This window comes from Vibrio metoecus (genome assembly GCF_009665255.1).
GTDB classification, from domain to species: Bacteria; Pseudomonadota; Gammaproteobacteria; order Enterobacterales; family Vibrionaceae; genus Vibrio; species Vibrio metoecus_B.
Map to the genome: position 1 here is coordinate 1,007,523 of NZ_CP035686.1, position 19,721 is coordinate 1,027,243.

Sequence of the window (19,721 nt, forward strand, 5' to 3'; positions counted from 1 at the left end):
CAAATGTATCCGCCGCAACGAAATTCATTCATCAAACTTTAAGTTCTTTCACAATTGATTTGTTTATGCCCCTGGCTTTTTGCAATGGTAAAGTTAGGGGCATAAAAATAGACGTGTTGTTATTGAATGCGCTGACCTAGTTCATCGATGTAACGTTGATCTTGCTGTAAAAATGCCAACGTTAACCGAGCTGCCGCCGCGTAAAAACCAAACGCATCAAACTGAGTACAACGTTCAACAAAAAGGGGTAACCAACTCAATAAGTGTTGAGTAATGAAATCAGATTGTGTCTTGAGAGCTGAGTTAACCTCGGAGCCTTCTTTATTCGGGGTATTGCTGATAACAAGATGCGCAAGAAAGTCGAGTTGAATCGCGAGATGATCGGCGGGCTCATTAAGGTTCGGATCCACATTCACGTTATAGTGGCTGAGTAATTCACGCATGAGTTGTGCGGGCTTGCCATTGAGTAATCCTTTGTCTGTGTAGACAGATGCATAGGGTAACGCTGAGTCACGATCGGACTTTAAAAATAGATCGCAAAAATCAGCGGCAAGTTCCAACTGTGCATCTTGGCGATCTTGCAAGCGATTGAGTGCATCGATCAAACTTTTCACTTCCATCGCTAAGCTTTCCTCATCGGCAAGTGCGGTTAAGAAAGTACGGATTTCAACTGAGTGATAATGGGCGATATCTTGTTCAGTCAGTTCTTTAAAAAAGAGACTCGAAAGCCACCAATAAATTTCTGCGCGTTTTTCATTGAGGATATTCAGTTCTTGGATCATGTTTGCTCTCCCAATCGATTGACGCGTAGTCTAAACCATAAAAATGAACAGCAATCATGCAAAATATGACAGTTTGTGAAAAGAAAAGAATACGTTGTTAATCTGTTAAATAAAGCTTGCGTTGTATCAAGGAAAGGTGAGTTTTCTCACGATATTTCTCGAGTTATTAACAAATATGAATAGAATGAGTGAGCGATAAATCCCGTTATTTAAAATGGTGCACTATGAGTTATCACGTACTTGTGGTTGAAGATGACCTCGTCACCCGTAGTAAGTTAAGCGGTTACTTTCAAAATGAAGGTTACCAAGTAACAGAAGCGGAAAGTGGCGCACAAATGAGAGAAGCACTTGAGCTCAATGACATCGATTTAGTCTTGCTGGATATTAATTTGCCTGGTGAAGATGGACTGTTATTGACGCGAGAACTGCGTGGCCAGTCGGAGATTGGCATTATTTTAGTGACAGGACGCACAGACAGTATCGATAAAATTGTTGGCCTTGAAATGGGCGCCGACGATTATGTGACTAAACCCGTCGATTTGCGTGAGCTACAAGTTCGAGTGAAAAACTTGTTGTGGCGTATTTCGTTGGCTCGCCGCGATAAATACAGCGAGAAGGCAGACGATACGTTGGTTTACTTTGGTGAGTGGACATTCGATATACAGCGTCGTGCTTTGAGCCGAAATGGTGAGCCGGTGAAACTCACCAAAGCAGAATACGAGTTGTTAGTTGCACTTTCCTCTTATCCTAATCAAGTGCTGAGTCGTGAGCGTATTTTGAACATGATCAGTCATCGTGTGGATGCGCCAAACGATCGTACTATTGATGTGTTGATTCGACGTATGCGCGCCAAGATGGAAATGGATCCGAAGAACCCGCAAATTTTTGTCACCGTTCACGGTGAAGGGTATATGTTTGCAGGGGATTAAACTGATTTACACTCAATGTGTTTGCATTAGGCTCATCCCAAACATAAAAAACCGGCATATTGCCGGTTTTTTTATGTTTGTAACGACTTAGCGGAGGGGGAACGATTAGGGCGTTGTCGGAGCTTCTTCTACGACAGAGGGCGTTCCTACCTGTACCTGTTCACTGCCATCACCGGCAACAGTATCACGCAGTTTTTGCCACAATAGGCCTAAGGTTTCGTACCAATACTGTTCGGTTTGCTCAAGATAGCGCGATTTAGGAATGTATTTATCCCAAGGCTGAACAATATTGAGATGGCCTAAGTAGTTAGTTGGTGCTGGAATTGGCGTTAAACCTGCCGATTCAAATTCGCGCATCGCGCGCTTCATATGACTTGCTGAGGTGACGAGCACCATACGCTTTTGTTGCACGAAAGCGGCCGCTTGGCGTGCCTCTTCCCAAGTATCCTTGGCGGTTTCCAGCAAAATAATATCCGATTTAGGTACGCCTAACGCCAAAGCGACACGCGCCATCATCCGAGCGTGGCTAACTTCGCTGCCGCCAGCGTAACCGGAGAGGATAAGCTTAGAACCCGGATACATACGACTAATACGAATGCCTTCCGTTAAACGCATAAGTGCGGCACGAGTAAGCTCGGAGGTGGGGGGGATGTCATCATCAACCACATGGCCATTACCGAGCACCATCACGTAGTCAAGAGTACCTTCTACGGGTAAAAATGCCGTGTAAGTACGTTCAAGGGGCATCAACAAACGAGTCGCCACAGGTTGAAAGGAAACCAGAAATAACCCAGTGAGAGAGAATAATACCACTAGGCAGCCAGTTTTACGTTTTGCCGTGAACATGATCAGCATCAGGCCCACGAAACCAATGATCAGCAGTGCTGGCAGAGGCATCAACAGTGAAGAAAAAATTTTTTTCAGCTCAAACATAGAGAAAATAGTCCGAAAAAACAGCACTTGAGTATAAAAAGAGTCGAAGCCTCTTTATTCCTGCCATTCGTATGACAGAATAGCAGGCACGGTTCGTTATCATAACTCAAGCTACTGTGACAGAAGATCGCAATTTCGACGATATTGCCCACAAATTTGCAAAAAATATATACGGTTCTGACAAAGGTGAGATCCGCCAAGTCATTGTTTGGGAAGATTTGGAGCAGCTTCTCAGTCAACTGGACACGCAAAAAGTTCCCTTGCACGTGCTCGATGCGGGTGGCGGCTTGGCGCAAGTATCGCAAAAAATCGCTCGCCTTGGGCATCGAGTGACACTCTGTGATCTTTCTTCGGAAATGTTGCAATTGGCCGAACAGGATATTGCAAACAATGGCCTGCTTAAGCAGTATCGCTTCGTCCACTCACCAGTGCAGACGATTCAAGCACACCTTGATGCGCCCGTGGATTTGGTGCTGTTTCATGCGGTGATGGAATGGTTAGCGGAGCCCAAACCGGCGTTGCAAAATTTGTTGGCGCAAGTTAGACCGGGTGGCATGGTGTCGGTGATGTTTTACAACTATCACGGTTTGGTTTACAAAAACGCCGTGTGTGGCAACATTCCGCACGTGCTAGAAGATATGCCGCACCGTAAAAGGTTTAAATTACAACCGCAGAAAGGCTTGCTCCCCGAAGAGGTCTTCCAATGGATCGAAGAATCGGGTTTTGAGATCTGCGGGAAATCCGGTATTCGTTGTTTCAGTGATTACATCGGAAACATGAAAAACATGGGCGAATACCAGTATGAGGATTTGGTGGCACTGGAGCGCAAATTCTGCCGTCAGGAGCCTTACCTCTCATTGGGCCGATACATTCACGTATGGGCTAAGAAAAAACAATAACAGGAAACACAATGAGTGAGTTTACTCAGGATACTGTGCAAAAGCCCATCGACGAACTCGTCACTTGGGTAAAACAGTATGACTTCTCATTGAATCTGCCTACTGAGCGGCTGGCATTTTTGCTCGCGATTGCTGTGCTCAGTAATGAAAGATTTGATGAAGAGCTCGGAGAAGGGGAACTTCACGATGCATTCGCGATAGTGACGCGCTTGTTTGCAGAATCGGGAGAAGCCTCAGCCTTTCGGGCTAACAATGCGATTAATGATCTGGTCAAGCAGCGCTTATTAAGCCGCTTTACCAGCGAAATGACGGAAGGTGCCAGCATCTACCGTCTGACTCCTTTAGCGATCGGCATTACCGATTACTATGTTCGTCATCGCGAATTTTCCAAACTCAAACTATCCATCCAACTCTCTATGGTCGCGGATGAGATGGCGAAGGCCGTGGAATCTGCGCAGCAGGGTGGCAGTGTCGCTCATTGGCGCAAAAACGTGTTTGGTGTGCTCAAATATTCGGTCAGTGAAATCTTTGACCGCATCGATCTCAACCAGCGTGTGATGGATGAGCAGCAACAATCGGTCAAAGAACAGATTGCTGATTTGCTGAATAAAGATTGGCGCGATGCGATCAACAACTGTGAAGCTTTGCTGTCCGAAACTTCCGCCAAACTGCGTGAGCTGCAAGATACCTTGCAAGCGGCAGGCGATGAGTTGCAAACGCAAATCCTCGATATTCAGGAGTGCGTGTATGGCGATCTGGAATTGGACTTCATCGAAGAGACACTGTTTGCGCTGCAGATGAAGCTTGACCGCATCACGAGCTGGGGTCAGCAGTCGATTGATCTTTGGATCGGTTACGACCGCCACGTCCACAAGTTTATTCGTACCGCGATTGATATGGACCAGAACCGCGCGTTCAGCCAACGTCTGCGTCAGTCAATGAACGACTATTTTGAACAACCTTGGTATCTCACTTTCGCCGATGCAGAACGTCTATCCGATCTGCGTGATGAAACCTTGACCCTGCGTGACGAAGAAGTTACCGGTCATGTGCCGATGGAAGTGGAATACGAAGAACTGCAACAAGTGAACGATGAACTTGCGCAGCGGATTGGCGACATGCTGAAAGTGCATAAAGAGCAGGGCGCAGCGATTGATTTAGCCCTTGTGCTGCGTGATTACCTAGCCAGCCATCCACGAACCCATCATTTCGATTTAGCCCGAATGGTTGTCGACCAAGCGGTAAGGCTGGGTTACTCCGAGTCCGACTACCGCGCTATCCAGCCTGACTGGACGGCGATCAACGATTTTGGCGCAAAGGTACAAGCGAATGTCATCGACCGATATTAATGAATACATGCCAGAGAATCTGGCCAAAGCGATTGCGAACCCGCTGTTCCCAGCGTTAGACAGTTTGCTGCGTGCGGGGCGTCATGTTTCCAGTGACGATTTGGATAACCACGCCTTCCTGTCGGATTTTGAACCGGATTTGGCGCTGTTTTATCAACGCTACCACACCGAACTGGTGCGCGCGCCGGAAGGCTTTTTCTATCTGCGTCCTCGTTCCACTTCTCTTATCAACCGCAGTGTGCTCTCTGAGCTGGATATGTTGGTGGGTAAAGTGCTCTGCTTCCTCTATCTGAGTCCTGAGCGTTTAGCGCACGAAGGTATTTTCACCAACCAAGAGCTGTACGATGAGCTGTTGACCTTGGTGGAAGAGAAGAAGCTGATGAAGCTGGTGACCAACCGTGCCAGCGGCTCGGATCTGGATCGCGAGAAGCTGTTTGAAAAAGTACGTACTTCGCTGCGCCGTTTACGTCGCCTCGGTATGGTGATCACTATTGGTGATACGGGCAAATTCCGCATCACTGAAGCGGTATTTCGTTTTGGTGCGGATGTGCGTTTGGGCGGTGATGTGCGTGAAGCGCAGCTACGCCTAATCCGTGATGGTGAAGCCGTGGTGCATACCCCAGAACCAAGCCAGCAAAGCCTGTTGGAAAACCCAACAGCCGAGTACGACGAAGAGCAAACCGAGTGGGAAGATGAAGCATGATTGAACGAGGTAAATATCAATCGCTAACCATGATCAACTGGAACGGCTTCTTTGCGCGTACCTTTGACATTGATAATTTAGTGACCACTTTATCTGGTGGTAACGGTGCGGGTAAGTCTACCACCATGGCGGCGTTTATTACCGCTTTGATCCCAGACCAAAGCTTGCTCCATTTCCGTAACACCACAGAAGCCGGAAGCTCACAAGCCTCGCGCGATAAAGGTTTGTACGGTAAGCTGCAAGCGGGTGCGTGTTACGCGGCGTTGGATGTAGTGAACTCACGTAACCAACGTTTACTGTTTGCGGTGAAGCTGCAACAAGTGGCGGGACGTGATAAGAAAGTGGATATCAAACCTTTCTTGATCCAAGGTCTGCCTAGTCACATTAAGCCGACGGATGTGCTGATTGAAACCGTGTCCGACAAACATGCGCGTGTTCGCCAAATCAACGAAGTGAAAGATGCTGTGGGTCATATTGAAGGCACACATTTCAAATCTTTCCCGTCGATTGTGGACTACCACGCGCAGATGTTTGAATTTGGCGTGATCCCGAAAAAGCTACGTAACAGCTCAGACCGTTCAAAATTCTACCGTTTGATTGAAGCTTCGCTTTACGGCGGTATTTCCAGTGCAATCACCCGTTCACTGCGTGATTATCTGCTACCACAAAATGGCGGCGTGAAGAAAGCGTTCCAAGATATGGAATCCGCGCTGCGTGAAAACCGCATGACGCTGGAAGCGATCAAGACCACGCAAGCGGATCGCGATCTGTTCAAACACCTGATCACCGAATCGACCAACTATGTAGCCGCGGACTACATGCGCCACGCCAATGATCGTCGTAACAAAGTGGGACAAACTTTAGTTCTGCGCGGTGAGCTGTTCTCTTCTCGTGAAACCCTGATTGAACAAAACAGCTTGCTGAACCGTGTTCACGAAGAGTTAGAACTGCTGGTTGAGCAAGAGTCGGCGCTGGAGCAAGATTACCAAGGCGCGTCTGACCACTTGCAATTGGTGCAAAACGCGCTGCGTCAGCAAGAAAAAATTGAACGCTATCAAGAAGATCTCGAAGAGCTGAATTTCCGCCTCGAAGAGCAGATGATGGTGGTCGAAGAAGCCAATGAACGAGTGATGCAGGCTGAAGAGCGTGCGATCATTAGCGAAGAGGAAGTCGATAGCCTCAAATCGCAATTGGCCGATTATCAGCAAGCTCTTGATGTGCAGCAGACCCGTGCTCTGCAATATCAACAAGCCGTGCAAGCGCTCGATAAAGCGCGCCGCTTACTGGATAAGCCAGAACTCACTGCAGAAAGTGCGCAAGCGTTAGCAACTCAACTGAAAGCGGAGCAGGAAACGCGCACCAGCGAACTGTTGGCACTCAAGCACAAGCTGGATATGTCTTCGGCCGCGGCGCAGCAGTTCAACCATGCGTTTGAACTGGTGAAACGCGTACTGGGTGAGGTAGCGCGCAGTGAAGCAGCTCATCAAGCACAGCAAGTGATCCGCCAAGCGCGTGAAGCTCAACATGTGGTGCAAAATGAAGCGCAGTGGCAAGCTCAACAACGTGACCTTGAGCGTCAGCTTGAGCAACAACGCAGCGTGCGTGAGCTGGCAACCCAATACCACAAGCAACATATGGTGGCGTTGGATGATGCCGCAACCGTAGAGTTAGAGCGTGAGCGCCACTCTGCACTGCTAGAAGAGCTGGAAACCGAGCAGGAAAACTGTCGTGAACAGCGTGGTCAGCTACGCCATCAAGAGCAAGAACTGCAAACGCAAATCGCACGTTTTGAGTCGATTGCGCCTGCATGGATCAAAGCCAACGATGCGTTAGAAACGCTACGCGAGCAAAGTGGTGCAGAACTGGCGGATAGTCAGTCTGTCATGGCGCACATGCAGCAAGTGTTGGAGCTGGAAAAAGCCCAATCCATGGCGAAAGATAAGCTCGCCGAGCGTCGCGCGAAACTCGATAGCGAAATTGAGCGTTTAGCTTCTCCGGGTGGCTCTAACGATCCGCGTCTGAAAGGCTTAGCGGATACGCTAGGCGGTGTGCTGCTGTCGGAAATCTATGACGACATCACCATTGATGATGCGCCGTATTTCAGTGCGATGTACGGTCCTGCGCGTCACGCGATTGTGGTGTCGGATCTCTCTGGCATTAAAGAAAAACTGGTTGAATTGGATGACTGTCCGGAAGATCTCTACCTCATCGAAGGCGATGTAGATGCGTTTGATGATAGCTCATTCAATGCCGAAGAGCTGGAAGGTGCGGTGTGCGTTCAGCTTAACCAGCGCCAAATGCGCTATTCGCGCTTCCCAGCCATTCCACTGTTTGGCCGCGCGGCGCGTGAGCAGCGTTTAGAGCTGCTGCGTGAAGAGCGTGATGAAATAGTTGAGCAACACGCCAAAGCTTCGTTCGATTCGCAAAAGCTGCAACGTCTGTACGCCAGCTTCAACCAGTTTGTGGCGATGCACTTGCAAGTGGCGTTTGATGCCGATCCTGAGCAAGCCTTGGCGACGGCGCGCGATAAGCGTAATCAACTGCTGCGCTCCATCAGCGAATTTGAAGCGCAAGAGCAGCAACTGCGTAGCCAGTTGCAAGCGAGCAAGCAAGCTTTAGCTGCGTTGGACAAACTTGCGCCACAGATGGGTCTACTTGACGAAGAGTCGCTCGAAGCGCGTTACCACGAGCTTGAAGAGAAACTGCAACAGCTGAGTGAGGCAAAAGCCTTTATCGCTGCGCATGGCCGCACCATCAGCGAGCTGGAAAAAGTCGCGGCGGTACTCGATGCCGACCCAGAGCAGTTTGATGCGTTGGAGCAGCAATACCAGCAAGCTGACCAAGCACTGCAGCAACTCAAAGCGCAAATTTTTGCGCTGTCGGATCTGCTTGAACGTCGTCATCACTTTGCTTATTCCGACTCGGTGGATCTGCTTAACCAAAGCAGTGAGCTGAGTGAACAGCTCAAAGCAAAATTGGTGCAGGCGGAAAGTGAACGTACCCGTAGTCGTGAAGAGCTGAAACAGGCGCAAGCTCAGCTCAGCCAATACAATCAGCTGTTGGCGTCACTGAAAAGTTCGCACCAAGCTAAGCTAGAAACGGTGCAAGAGTTCAAACAAGAGCTACAAGAGTTTGGCGTGCATGCCGACGAAGGTGCGATTGAGCGTGCTCAGCGTCGTCGTGATGAGCTGCAAGAACGTCTACACACTTCGCGCAGCCGTAAGAGTGAATACGAACGCACCATCACATCTACTGAGCTGGAAATGAAAGCGCTAGTGAAGCGCATGAAGAAAGTCGAGAAAGATTATCAAGACCTGCGCACTTTCGTGGTCAACGCGAAAGCGGGTTGGTGCTCAGTCTTACGTCTTGCGCGCCAAAATGATGTTGAGCGTCGTCTGCACAAGCGTGAGCTGGCTTACCTGTCGGCCGATGAACTGCGTTCAATGTCGGATAAATCCTTGGGTGCGCTGCGTCTAGCGGTCGCCAACAATGAAGATCTGCGCGATGCACTGCGTCAGTCGGAAGATAACTCGCGTCCTGAGCGTAAAGTGCTGTTCTACATTGCGGTGTATCAGCATCTGCGTGAGCGCATTCGTCAAGACATCATTCGCACCGACGATCCGGTCGAAGCGATTGAAGAGATGGAAGTGGAGCTGGCGCGTCTAACCGAAGAGTTGACTCAACGTGAACAGCGTTTGGCGATCAGTTCAGATTCGGTTGCCAGCATTATCCGCAAAACCATTCAGCGTGAGCAGAACCGTATTCGCATGCTCAACCAAGGACTGTCGAATATCTCCTTTGGTCAGGTGAATGGCGTGCGCCTGAATGTGAAAGTGCGTGAAAGCCATGAAATCCTGCTGGCAGGATTGTCTGAGCAGCAAGCGCAACACAAAGATCTGTTTGAAAGTGCGCGTTACACCTTCTCAGAAGCGATGGCCAAGCTGTTCCAACGTGTGAACCCACACATCGATATGGGTCAACGTTCACCGCAAGTGCTGGGTGAGGAGCTTTTGGATTACCGTAACTACCTAGAGCTGAGTGTGGAAGTCAACCGTGGTTCGGATGGTTGGCTGCAAGCGGAATCGGGCGCATTGTCGACCGGTGAAGCGATCGGTACCGGTCAGTCAATCCTGCTGATGGTGGTACAAAGCTGGGAAGAAGAGTCGCGTCGTCTGCGCAGTAAAGATATTGTGCCGTGTCGCCTGTTGTTCCTTGATGAAGCCGCGCGTCTGGATGCCAAATCCATCGCCACCTTGTTTGAGCTGTGTGAGCGTCTGGATATGCAGTTACTGATTGCTGCGCCAGAGAACATCAGCCCAGAGAAGGGCACCACTTACAAACTGGTACGTAAAGTGTTTAAAGATCACGAGCACGTACATGTGGTGGGGCTACGCGGTTTTGCGCAAACCGAAAAGCCAAAAACGGCGGAGCAGAAATTCGCCGAAGAATTGGCCGGTGAGTTGACGGAATAGTCGAGACCCATCAGGGCTTGATATGAAAACGCCTTCCATTTGGAAGGCGTTTTTTTGTAAGGGCTCCACTCTAGGCAGTGGAAAATGAGCGTAGCCCTTGAACCGGTGTCAGATTAATAACAGGCTTCGAGGATGTTGAGCACTTCTTCTTTGGTTAGCGTTTTATAACCGTTACCAAAAATAATCGTCGATTGTGCAATCTCAGGCAGCATAGCTTTGGTTGCTCCCAGCTCGGCTAATGACGTGACAATGCCACATTCCTGCGTGAAGTGTTCTAGCGCATCCAGTCCGGCCTGAGCGATTTGCTCTGGGCTTTTCCCTTCTGGTGAAATGCCCCAAACCTGAGTGGCAAAACGCACGAATTTTTCCAATCCATAGGGGTAAATTAAGCGATAGTAAGGCAACGAAATCGCCGCTAATCCCATGCCGTGTGCACAATCTGTGTAAGCTCCGAGCTGATGCTCAATCATATGGACTTGCCAGTCCTGACTCTTGGAAAGCCCTGTGACTGTGTTGAGTGCTAACGTTGCATTCCACATCAAATTACTTCTCGCTTCGTAATCTTGCGGGTTCTGTAGTGCTAACCGTAAGTTATCGATCGATGATTTTAAAAGGCTTTCAATCACATAATCAGTAGTGTTGGCGCCTTGATCGGAGAAGTATTGCTCCATCAGGTGCGACATGGTATCGAACACACCGGATACCATTTGATATTGAGGTACAGTGAAGGTGTATTCTGGATTTAGAATCGAAAACTTTGGAAACACGTTGGCAGGAAATACGCGCCCCGCTTTGTATTTCATCGCTTCATGAGTGATCACCGAGCCGCCATTCATTTCTGAACCTGTTCCGACCATCGTCAGAATTGAGGCCACAGGAACGATCTCATGATCCACATCTTGAAACTCTATCCAGTATTTTTGGAATGGATCTTGGCCTTCACAGTAGGCTGATACGGAAATGCCCTTTGCACAGTCAATGACCGAGCCACCACCGACAGCTAAAATCAGGGACACCTTATGTTCACGAACTTTGGCAACACCTTCCATCATTTTGGCGTAAGTTGGGTTCGGCATTACGCCGGATAATTCCACCACGTTTTTCCCCGCAGCGCTGAGCATGGCGAGCACTTGGTCATAAAGACCATTGGTTTTTATCGCATTGCGACCATACACCAGCATGACGGTTTCGCCATAGTGGGGGAGTTCATCTTGCAGTTTTTCAAGTGCGGTGCGACCAAAATGAATTTTGGTTGGGTTGTAGTAGGAAAAATCGAGTTGCATGGTCACTTCCTTCTCTAAGGTCGATGAGTTAAGCCTGCGGCTTGCCATTTTCAAACTGAATTCGGGCAAGCATGGCTCTATTTGTGGTTCATCTTACGCAGTTAAGGGGAGTGACTGAATATCCAATCCTCTTTGATTCTTGCCTATTTTTCCTAATCGATGATTTGCTTTTATCGCGCCATTCATTTTTTGTTATTGGATTTAATCTAATTTACTGTTTTATATAATTTTATAAATCCAGTTGCCATATTGCTAGTTGGATTGATTGCTTAATCCTCCATGTGTCCTATTTCTTGTTAGCACTGTTGGACGAATGAAATGATCATCATGCATCTTGTATCTTGTATTCGAATTTAGAGCAGGTTTGCGGTACGCAGTGTTTTGATGTCTTTGACTGGCGGGGATCCAAAAAGTCGACTGTACTCTCGGCTAAACTGTGACGGGCTTTCGTAGCCAACCTTAAAGGTGGCAGTCATGGCATCGATATTTTCAGCGAGCATTAAACGGCGAGCTTCACTGAGGCGGAGCTTCTTTTGAAATTGCAGCGGAGTCATCGCCGTCATTGCGCGAAAGTGGGTGTAAAACGCGGATTTACTCATCCCACTTGAGTTGGCAAGCTGGCTGACATTCAAAGGTTTGACGAAATTGTGCTTGAGCCAATCAATGGCTTTGGAAATTTGATGACTATGACTGCCGGGAGCAACAATCTGGCTCAGCCGAGCACCTTGTTCAGTCTGCAATAGCCGATAGAAAATCTCGCGCTTGATGAGAGGCGCAAGAATGTTGATGTTGGCGGGTTCATCAAGTAAGGCGACTAGGCGGGTAAAGGCCTCTAAGATCGGAAGGGATAGCTGACCTACAGCAATACTTTGTGACGGCGAATGATTGGGCTCAAAAGTAAATTGACTATCCACAATCAACTGAGAAATTTCCTGCATATCTAACTCAAGAATGATCCCCAAGTAGGGGGTCTCTTCACTGGCTTCCATGATGTTGGCAATCACGGGCAGATCGACTGAGGAAATCAAAAAATGGTTGGCATCATATACAAAGCACTCTTCACCGAGAAAAACACGCTTTTTCCCTTGTGCGATCAGGCAAAGACTGGATTTGTGCGTATAGCTTACAGGTTGGGTTTCACTTGTCCAACGGCTGAGCCGCAGGCCGCTGATCGCAGTTTCCATCTGGTTGTTCTGACCTGTCCATTGCTCAATCTGTGAAGCGAGGAGACGAGTGGCTGCCGAGATGTTAGGAAGAGGTTGCATATTGGCTCTGTGGTATTTAGGTGCGAAAACTAGAGTATTTATAGCATCTCTCGTATGAATGTGAAGAGGATTAGATAAGCTTAAGATGACACATAATAAGTGGGTGTTTTGTGTTTGTTGTTTACATCTTACTGTTTATTAATGGGTATTTTCGTATTTTGTGTCTTTATCTGTGAGCTGTGACAAAGGGGAAAAATTCCATTTTGGATTTTTAGGCAATCATTCGCGAGAAATAGGTTAGCGCAATGAGCGGTTGAGGGCATAGCTTATGGAGGTGTTTTGACTAAATCTTAATTTCATCTCAGAGGTATTTTCATCATGAGTCATCATCCTGCCGATCGTCGATCCCAAGTGCTGTCTTCACTACAAGAATGGTCTTCAGTGAGCTGTTTTCCATTGGGTGAGATAAACCAAGCCTATGCTAATTACTTTTCTGGTATCAGCTATTTAGCGTTGCTTAACCAGACTGATTTGCCGGTTTTTAATGTGACCTTTGAGCCGGGATGTCGCAACTTTTGGCACATTCATCATCAAGGTGGGCAAGTGTTGCTGGTGACGGCTGGGCGAGGTTGGTACCAAGAGGAGGGCTGCCCCGCACGGGAATTGCATCCTGGAGATACTGTTTATATCGCCCCAGGCAAAAAGCACTGGCATGGTGCAGCGCGAGACAGCTGGTTTTCGCACATTGCGGTGGCGATCCCTGCGCAAGGGGCGAGTAACGAATGGCTAGAGAGTGTCTCTGAGCAAGAGTATCAATTGCTTCCTTAAACAGAGACGAGAGTTGACTCGTGCGTGATCAGCAAGGTTACTGCCGCTCATCTTTGGGCGAATCCATCACCACCATGGTGGTAATGGATTTGACTACCGCACATTCACCAAGCACATCGGCATGGAAGCGTTTGTAAGCCACCAGATCTTTGGTTTCCACGCGCAGCAAGTATTCGTTCATGCCAGTGATGTTGTGGCATTCCACCACTTCTTTGGCAAAGCGGACATGCTGCTCAAAGCTGAGCTGTGATTGCTTGGTATGGCTGTTTAAGCCAATCGCCACATACGCGATAAAACCGACCTCAAGCTGGTTTTTATCCAATACTGCGCGATAGCCTTTGATAATTTTCTTACGCTCTAAATCTTGCACGCGACGTAGGGTTGCAGAGGGCGATAACCCCACGCGCTCGGCCAACTCCACATTGGAAACTCGGCCATCAAGTTGCAGCTCTTGCAATATTCTTTCGTCAAACCTATCCATGATTCTCTTTTGTTGTGCATTCAGTGTTTTGTTCGCTCATATAAACACAAAATTGCGTCAGGGAGCGATTAATATTTTTGCATCTGACATTAATCGAGAACATCGTTATGGATTACACCTTATTCGGGCCGCTGTTGGCGTTTGCTTTTGTTTCTACTTTTTCGCCAGGCCCTAACAACATCATGCTGATGACATCGGGAGCCAATGTTGGCTTTCTGCGCACTATCCCGCACATGCTGGGGATTACGTTTGGTTTTAGCATCATGGTATTGCTGGTGGGAGTGGGCTTGACGGAACTGTTTCAGCGCTATCCTCTGATCCAGCAAGGGCTACAAATTCTCTGCACTTTGTATTTGGTGTATCTGGCGGTCAAAATTGCCCTGAGCCGACCATCCAAAGATGGGCAAGAGTATCAGCCAATGTCTTTCGTGGCGGCGGCGCTGTTTCAGTGGGTGAACCCCAAAGGTTGGTCAATGGCGCTCACTGCGGTGAGTGTATTTAACCCGAATGCGAGTTGGCTACAGCTCGGTTTGATTGCGTTGGTGTTTGCGTTAGTGAATTTACCTTCAGTCAGTGTGTGGACTGCCGCAGGCAAGCAACTGAGTTACTGGATGAATCATCCCAATTATGTGCGTTGGTTTAATGGGGCGATGGGAGGATTGTTACTGCTTTCGGTGGTACCGATGCTTTGAGGTAAAACATTCAGCCTCCCAAATGGGAGGCTGAAAGAGGTATAGATTTAACGTGCGCGTTGTGTCTGGCGTTGAGTATTACCACGGCTGGCAGGACGACCAGAACCTTGTGGTTTACCGCCTGTCGCTGAACCACGTTGACCTTGTTGGCCTCGGTTTTGTTCACCGCGAGCAGGTTGGTTGCCCGCAGGCTTACTGCCTGTCGGTTTACCACCGGTTGGTTTGCCCTGATTGGATTTATTACCGCTGTTCGGACGACCTTGGCCGCCAGATTTGTTACCACGTAGCGCATCAAAACCCGGTTGGCTATGAGTATGCTTGGTCGCAAAACGATTCGCGCCATGACGACCTGATTTGCGGCTTTGTGCTGGGGTGACTAGGTCTGAATCTTTCTCTGGGATCAGACACTCAGGGCGGTCACCAATCAGATGACGTTTGCCCATCGCAATCAGCGCTTCGCGAATCATCGGCCAGTTGGCTGGATCATGGTAGCGTAGCAGTGCTTTATGCAAGCGACGTTGCGCTTCACCTTTCGCGACTGGCACTTTTTCCGGTTTCTTGTATTTCACGCGTTTCAGCGGGTTCACTTCTGCGTGATACATCGCGGTAGCATTACACATTGGCGATGGGTAGAAGTTCTGCACTTGGTCACAACGGTAGTTGTTGGATTTCAGCCACAGCGCGAGGTTGACCATGTCTTCATCTTCAGTACCCGGGTGAGCGGCGATGAAGTAAGGGATCAGATACTGTTTTTTGCCCGCTTCAGCACTGTATTTTTCAAACAGCTCTTTAAAGCGATCATAAGTACCCATGCCTGGTTTCATCATCATGCTCAGTGGGCCTTTTTCAGTATGCTCAGGAGCGATCTTCAAATAGCCGCCGACGTGGTGGGTAACCAGCTCACGCACATACTCTGGAGATTCAATCGCCAAGTCGTAACGTACACCAGAAGCGATCACCACTTTCTTAATGCCATCCACATCACGCGCTGCACGATACAGATCGATAGTGTGTTTGTGGTCGGTATTCAGCTTATGACAGATACCCGGGAACACACAGCTTGGGCGACGACAGTTCGCTTCCGCTTTCGGATCTGAACAGCCGAGGCGGTACATGTTCGCTGTCGGGCCACCCAAGTCCGAAATCACACCGGTGAAGCCCGGCACTTTGTCACGGATTTCTTTCAGCTCGTTGATGATTGACTCTTGTGAACGGTTCTGGATGATGCGTCCTTCGTGCTCAGTGATAGAACAGAATGAACAGCCACCAAAACAGCCACGCATGATGTTGACCGAGGTTTTGATCATGTCATACGCCGGAATTTTCGCATCGCCATATTTAGGGTGCGGTACACGGGCGTAGTACAGGCCAAACACGAAATCCATCTCTTCCGTGGTGAGTGGGATCGGTGCTTGGTTAACCCACAGTTCACGATCGCCATGACGCTGAACCAGCGCACGACCAGAATAAGGGTTGGTTTCTAAGTGCAATACGCGGCTAGCGTGCGCGTACAAAATACGGTCATTGACCAGCTTTTCAAACGAAGGTAGACGCACCGCAGTGGTTTTCGCATCGTGACGTGATGGACGAATGGTGATGGGTTTGGCTTCTTCTTTTTCATCACCTTTGGTTGTGCACTGCGTTTCCACTTCATACGGGTTGCTTGGCACAAACGGTTTGTTTGGCTGATCAATTCGGGTGGAATCGATGATCTTAAAGTGTTCTGGTACCTGTGCCAGATTGACAGCCGTGCCGCGTACATCAACCATCTTATTGATCGATTCGCCATTGGCTAAGCGGTGAGCCACTTCAACCAGCGCACGCTCTGCGTTACCAAACAACAAAATATCGGCTTTCGCATCTAGCAAAATTGAGCGGCGAACTTTGTCTGACCAGTAATCGTAATGCGCGACACGGCGCAAGCTGGCTTCAATACCGCCAAGCACAATCGGCACATCTTTATAGGCTTCACGGCAACGTTGTGAGTAAACCAATGAACAACGATCAGGACGCATGCCGCCTTTGTTGTTTGGGGTGTACGCATCGTCGTGACGAATTTTTTTATCCGCAGTGTAGCGGTTGATCATTGAGTCCATGTTACCGGCAGTCACACCGAAAAACAGGTTCGGTTTGCCAAGCGCCATGAAGGCATCTTTAGTTTGCCATTCTGGCTGCGCAATGATCCCAACTCGGAAGCCTTGTGCTTCGAGCAAGCGGCCGATGATAGCCATACCAAAGCTTGGGTGATCAACATAAGCGTCGCCAGTTACAATAATAACGTCACAGCTATCCCAGCCTAATTGGTCCATTTCTTCACGACTGGTCGGTAAAAATGGTGCTGTGCCGAAACACTCGGCCCAGTACTTTTTGTAGTGGTGGATAGGGGTTACTTCGCTGTGCATATTTTGGCCTCAAGATTAAGAGGGCGGCATTATAGCGGCTTGCAAGGCCAGTATCTACCGTAACATCGCCCCGAAATTTTTGGGGGTTTATTTTTAGCAACAGGTACGAGCTCTCGCTAAACCCGCTTACTAAGCAAGAGAAAACTGGCAGCTTAGCGCCAGACAACTAATACTTTAGTTAGAGTGCAGGCCGTATTATGCGTTAGAGTTAATGGTATGTCAGTGAAAGCTGCTTTAAGGTGAGCATAGAATAAACTTACGTCATCAGTTAGGGATGCAGGATGAATGTGAACTTATTAACCGCACAATCACAGATTTCCGGTTCACAACCTCGTTATATTCCAGTGGATTGGTGCTATGAGGTGACCAGTCAACACATGGATTATGATGTGGTGATGTGGCAATCATTGGTGGGGGAGCATTGCCCTATCGGTAAACCTGAGGATTTTCTGGAGTATCTACCACTTACTCAGCGTGAGCACGCTGCCCGTTTCTTGGCACAAGCGAATACGGCCCCTCAGAGCGTGAACAGCTTGTTAGTGAGTGCGGAAAAACTGGTTGCGTTGGTGGCGTTTACGGTTGAAGAGGTCAGCAGTCACATCATCAGTGGCAGCATTACCCCACTGCTGATTTTCCATTCTGGTATGGAATCCGCTTTCGCATTTGATGCTTTATTTGATAATAGCCACCACGGTGTGGTGATTACGGATGAGCAAACCCGAATATTGGCCTGTAACCGCTATTTCGAGCAGCAGACGGGCTACCAACAAAGTGACTTACTGGGTTTAAAAACCAGTGTGTTTAATTCAGGTAAGCATTCGCAACACTTTTATCTCGACATGTGGCACCAACTGCGTGAACAAGGTTGGTGGAGTGGTACGATTTTATCTCAGCGCGCTTCTGGTGAAATTTGGCCACAAGATCTTCTGGTTAAACGATTGAGTCCACAGAAAGATCAAACATTTTATATCGGCTTTACCACCGATCTCGCGCAGCATCTGGATCGGGTGATTGATAAACAAGCCGGTGATATTGAGCTTCTGACTCAATTGCCTACCTTAACCAAGTTTGTTGAGCTGCTAAAACAGCGTGCTCTGCCTTCGGCAACCGCCACCAGTTTCGTGTTAGCCATACAGCCGCAATTCAGTAGCGACAGATATTATGCGGAAATTCGTCGGCTAGCGGGCAGTTTGGCGAAAAATGAGCAGGTTCAGCTATGTGGTTATCATGGCGAGGGGATTTTTCTGTGCCTATTAGAATCGGAGAAAGAGGGCGATCATCCGGCGTTAAATGGTTTGCATCGCACCTTGCGGCAGTTTTTTGCTGAGTTGTATCAACGTGGTGGCCAGGTCGTGCATCAAGCCATGACCAAAGGACGGCTTGGGGTATCCGTATTGGGGATGGATACGGATAAGGTGGAGCGCCTAATTTCACACGCAGTACAAGCTATGTTAGAGCATCACGCGGGAGAGAGTCGGCATATTAATTTTTATGACCGCGCGATTCATCAACAAATCGAGCGGCGAAAATCGTTGGAAAAGTGGGTTCAAAAATGGATAGAAAACGAAGATGTTGATGTTTTCTATCAACCGATTATTGATAGCCAAACATGGTCAATTGTGAAGTTTGAGGCGCTCTGCCGTTTTCAGGCGCCAGATGTTTTGCATGCCACAACTCAGGAGTTGATCTCGATTGCGGAAGAGTTGGAGTTGATCGACCAATTGGATTGCTTAGTGGGGCGTAAGGCATTAAATGATTTATCGAAAATTCAAACGTTATTTGGCCACCATGTTGGCCTTACTGTTAACCGTTCGCTGAACAGCCATCTGGGGCCTGAGCAAATACTGCGTAATGCCGCCAACCTGATTGCGACCCAGCCCTGCCACGCCAAAAGTATTACTGTTGAATTAACGGAAAGTGCTTATTTTGATTTTCATACCCATGGTAACCAAGTCATCGAAAACTTAAGAGCTATGGGCGTGACCATTGCGATTGATGATTTTGGAAAGGGTTTTTCATCATTCACTTACTTGACGGAATGCCAGTTTGATTTCCTGAAGATAGATCGTGAATTTGTGTCAGGGATTGAAATTGGTTCACGCCGTTATGCGATTGTCAAAATGATGACTGACTTAGCGCATACGCTTGGGGTTAAGGTGGTGGCGGAAGGTGTTGAAACTGAATATGAAGTGCATGTTCTCAAATCACTAGGGGTGGATTTACTGCAAGGCTTTTTCTTTACCGAGCCGTTGCCACTGCATAACCTCATTCATGCGATGGAGTATCGCAAACACTTTAAGCTGGCAACTCGTGAGGAGGAAAAACAGCACCAAGAACCTACATCACTGCAAAGTTTGGCGATGTTCACTCAATATCGACTCGACCCCGGAGACCCTCTTTCGCTTGCGGTGGAGTATTTTAAGGCCACTCAATCCGATGTTCTGCCGGTGGTGACTGCTGGCGAGTGTGTCGGCTTAGTTGATAGGGCATCATTGAATCTACACCTGACCCCTACGATGGGAACGGAGCTGGAAACCGCGCGTGAGGCCGCCATGTGGCGCAAGCCGGTGAACCAATTTATGCAAACACAATTTACTACGCTGTCGGCGGAGTATGATGTTGCTCAAATTCCGTTTTTAACTCGCCAATATCCCAGCACTCCTTGGGTGCTCGTTTCTGGTAAAGCCTATAAAGGGATTATTACCGCCCATCGCCTGTTAGATTATTTAGCGAGTTTGGATTAGCAATAAAGCCCGAAGAACG

The 19,721-nt window shown here is 48.4% G+C and carries 14 protein-coding genes; 8 read left to right on the forward strand and 6 right to left on the reverse strand.

What is annotated here, in order from left to right:
- Window positions 1-119: 119 nt before the first annotated feature.
- Window positions 120-782, reverse strand: coding sequence for a molecular chaperone TorD (gene torD, locus EPB59_RS04695; RefSeq protein WP_154171689.1), 663 nt, complete (start codon window positions 780-782; stop codon window positions 120-122).
- Between the two features lie 224 nt (window positions 783-1,006).
- Here torD and torR point away from each other — a divergent pair, with 224 nt between their 5' ends.
- Entirely contained in the window at window positions 1,007-1,711 is a 705-nt protein-coding gene (gene torR / locus EPB59_RS04700; RefSeq protein ID WP_084981078.1) for a two-component system response regulator TorR, read from the forward strand.
- Between the two features lie 105 nt (window positions 1,712-1,816).
- Here torR and elyC read toward each other — a convergent pair whose 3' ends face one another.
- Window positions 1,817-2,644, reverse strand: a complete 828-nt coding sequence (gene elyC / locus EPB59_RS04705) for an envelope biogenesis factor ElyC (RefSeq protein WP_055051832.1) — start codon at window positions 2,642-2,644, stop codon at window positions 1,817-1,819.
- 116 nt (window positions 2,645-2,760) lie between these two features.
- Between elyC and cmoM the strand changes: the two genes are divergently transcribed.
- Genes cmoM through mukB form a run of 4 tightly spaced genes read left to right on the forward strand, consistent with a single transcriptional unit; the run spans window position 2,761 to window position 10,067 of the window.
- The gene (gene cmoM / locus EPB59_RS04710; protein ID WP_154171690.1) at window positions 2,761-3,543 is read left to right on the forward strand and encodes a tRNA uridine 5-oxyacetic acid(34) methyltransferase CmoM; all 783 of its coding nucleotides are present in this window, start codon (window positions 2,761-2,763) and stop codon (window positions 3,541-3,543) included.
- Window positions 3,544-3,554: 11 nt separating this feature from the next.
- Window positions 3,555-4,892 (forward strand): chromosome partition protein MukF, encoded by a 1,338-nt coding sequence (mukF, locus tag EPB59_RS04715; protein ID WP_154171691.1) that lies wholly within the window; start codon window positions 3,555-3,557, stop codon window positions 4,890-4,892.
- Window positions 4,873-5,595: a chromosome partition protein MukE gene (gene mukE / locus EPB59_RS04720; RefSeq protein ID WP_000099368.1), complete on the forward strand. Its 723-nt coding sequence runs from the start codon at window positions 4,873-4,875 to the stop codon at window positions 5,593-5,595. Before mukF ends, mukE begins: the two co-directional genes overlap by 20 nt.
- Window positions 5,592-10,067, forward strand: coding sequence for a chromosome partition protein MukB (gene mukB, locus EPB59_RS04725; RefSeq protein WP_154171692.1), 4,476 nt, complete (start codon window positions 5,592-5,594; stop codon window positions 10,065-10,067). Before mukE ends, mukB begins: the two co-directional genes overlap by 4 nt.
- Window positions 10,068-10,180: 113 nt before the next feature.
- Here mukB and EPB59_RS04730 read toward each other — a convergent pair whose 3' ends face one another.
- Together EPB59_RS04730 and EPB59_RS04735 are read right to left on the reverse strand one after the other, a co-directional pair.
- Window positions 10,181-11,350 carry an iron-containing alcohol dehydrogenase gene (locus EPB59_RS04730; protein WP_094392437.1) on the reverse strand — a complete coding sequence of 390 codons (1,170 nt, stop codon included), beginning with the start codon at window positions 11,348-11,350 and terminating at the stop codon, window positions 10,181-10,183.
- Between the two features lie 353 nt (window positions 11,351-11,703).
- Window positions 11,704-12,615 carry an AraC family transcriptional regulator gene (locus tag EPB59_RS04735; protein ID WP_095471042.1) on the reverse strand — a complete coding sequence of 304 codons (912 nt, stop codon included), beginning with the start codon at window positions 12,613-12,615 and terminating at the stop codon, window positions 11,704-11,706.
- A gap of 318 nt (window positions 12,616-12,933) precedes the next feature.
- Here EPB59_RS04735 and EPB59_RS04740 point away from each other — a divergent pair, with 318 nt between their 5' ends.
- A complete protein-coding gene (locus EPB59_RS04740) occupies window positions 12,934-13,383 on the forward strand; it encodes a cupin domain-containing protein (protein ID WP_154171693.1) in 450 nt (149 codons plus the stop codon).
- A gap of 37 nt (window positions 13,384-13,420) precedes the next feature.
- On the opposite strand, the gene EPB59_RS04745 is transcribed toward EPB59_RS04740, so the two are convergent.
- Entirely contained in the window at window positions 13,421-13,864 is a 444-nt protein-coding gene (locus EPB59_RS04745; RefSeq protein ID WP_000373561.1) for an Lrp/AsnC family transcriptional regulator, read from the reverse strand.
- 107 nt (window positions 13,865-13,971) lie between these two features.
- Here EPB59_RS04745 and EPB59_RS04750 point away from each other — a divergent pair, with 107 nt between their 5' ends.
- Window positions 13,972-14,556, forward strand: a complete 585-nt coding sequence (locus EPB59_RS04750; protein WP_162922647.1) for a LysE family translocator — start codon at window positions 13,972-13,974, stop codon at window positions 14,554-14,556.
- A 47-nt stretch (window positions 14,557-14,603) separates the two neighbouring features.
- Here EPB59_RS04750 and EPB59_RS04755 read toward each other — a convergent pair whose 3' ends face one another.
- Window positions 14,604-16,958: a YgiQ family radical SAM protein gene (locus EPB59_RS04755; protein WP_154171694.1), complete on the reverse strand. Its 2,355-nt coding sequence runs from the start codon at window positions 16,956-16,958 to the stop codon at window positions 14,604-14,606.
- A gap of 281 nt (window positions 16,959-17,239) precedes the next feature.
- On the opposite strand from EPB59_RS04755, the gene EPB59_RS04760 reads away from it, so the two are divergent.
- On the forward strand, window positions 17,240-19,702 hold the full coding sequence (locus tag EPB59_RS04760) for an EAL domain-containing protein (protein WP_154171695.1): 2,463 nt from the start codon (window positions 17,240-17,242) through the stop codon (window positions 19,700-19,702).
- The last annotated feature ends 19 nt before the right edge of the window (window positions 19,703-19,721 follow it).

What these genes read in the sequence shown, in the direction of transcription:
- EPB59_RS04735 (WP_095471042.1), bottom strand. Translation starts at nt 12,615, where the DNA reads ATGCAACCTCTTCCTAACATCTCGGCAGCCACTCGTCTCCTCGCTTCA.
- EPB59_RS04740 (WP_154171693.1), top strand. Translation starts at nt 12,934, where the DNA reads ATGAGTCATCATCCTGCCGATCGTCGATCCCAAGTGCTGTCTTCACTA.
- EPB59_RS04745 (WP_000373561.1), bottom strand. Translation starts at nt 13,864, where the DNA reads ATGGATAGGTTTGACGAAAGAATATTGCAAGAGCTGCAACTTGATGGC.
- elyC (WP_055051832.1), bottom strand. Translation starts at nt 2,644, where the DNA reads ATGTTTGAGCTGAAAAAAATTTTTTCTTCACTGTTGATGCCTCTGCCA.
- EPB59_RS04750 (WP_162922647.1), top strand. Translation starts at nt 13,972, where the DNA reads ATGGATTACACCTTATTCGGGCCGCTGTTGGCGTTTGCTTTTGTTTCT.
- EPB59_RS04755 (WP_154171694.1), bottom strand. Translation starts at nt 16,958, where the DNA reads ATGCACAGCGAAGTAACCCCTATCCACCACTACAAAAAGTACTGGGCC.
- EPB59_RS04760 (WP_154171695.1), top strand. Translation starts at nt 17,240, where the DNA reads ATGAATGTGAACTTATTAACCGCACAATCACAGATTTCCGGTTCACAA.
- torD (WP_154171689.1), bottom strand. Translation starts at nt 782, where the DNA reads ATGATCCAAGAACTGAATATCCTCAATGAAAAACGCGCAGAAATTTAT.
- mukB (WP_154171692.1), top strand. Translation starts at nt 5,592, where the DNA reads ATGATTGAACGAGGTAAATATCAATCGCTAACCATGATCAACTGGAAC.
- torR (WP_084981078.1), top strand. Translation starts at nt 1,007, where the DNA reads ATGAGTTATCACGTACTTGTGGTTGAAGATGACCTCGTCACCCGTAGT.
- mukE (WP_000099368.1), top strand. Translation starts at nt 4,873, where the DNA reads ATGTCATCGACCGATATTAATGAATACATGCCAGAGAATCTGGCCAAA.
- EPB59_RS04730 (WP_094392437.1), bottom strand. Translation starts at nt 11,350, where the DNA reads ATGCAACTCGATTTTTCCTACTACAACCCAACCAAAATTCATTTTGGT.
- mukF (WP_154171691.1), top strand. Translation starts at nt 3,555, where the DNA reads ATGAGTGAGTTTACTCAGGATACTGTGCAAAAGCCCATCGACGAACTC.